The 565-nt window shown below is 48.1% G+C and carries 1 rRNA gene; it reads left to right on the top strand.

Annotated features, from left to right (window positions below):
- Nucleotides 1-244: 244 nt before the first annotated feature.
- Nucleotides 245-565: ribosomal RNA gene (locus tag Q7C20_RS26975) — 23S ribosomal RNA — on the top strand; the annotation flags it as partial.

Raw genomic sequence — 565 nt, 5'->3', positions numbered from 1 at the left:
TCAGCGGTTCGATCCCGCTTAGCTCCACCATACCGTTTTAACTGTTTTTTCTGAATACTTCAGAGCGTACCGGCAACGGTGTGCTGCGAAGTATTATGCTCTTTAACAATCCGGAACAAGCTGAAAATTGAAACATGACGGCTGAAATTTATCCCTCCGTAGACGTATTGGGATGAAGAGTAACCTGTCATAGAGTCTCTCAAATGTTTGCAGCGCGAACGATGGAAACATCTTCGGGTTGTGAGGTTAAGTGACTAAGCGTACACGGTGGATGCCTAGGCAGTCAGAGGCGATGAAGGGCGTGCTAATCTGCGAAAAGCGTCGGTAAGGTGATATGAACCGTTATAACCGGCGATACCCGAATGGGGAAACCCAGTGTGTTTCGACACATTATCATGTCATGAATACATAGTGGCATGAGGCGAACCGGGGGAACTGAAACATCTAAGTACCCCGAGGAAAAGAAATCAACCGAGATTCCCTCAGTAGCGGCGAGCGAACGGGGATTAGCCCTTAAGTTTCTTGGAAGTTAGTGGAATGGTCCTGGAAAGGCCAGCGATACAGG

The sequence above is a fragment of the Pseudomonas sp. AMR01 genome (assembly GCF_041946035.1).
GTDB lineage: Bacteria > Pseudomonadota > Gammaproteobacteria > Pseudomonadales > Pseudomonadaceae > Aquipseudomonas > Aquipseudomonas antarctica_B.
Note: the sequence above shows the minus strand (reverse complement) of the source record. Positions and strands in the feature narration are given on the sequence as shown.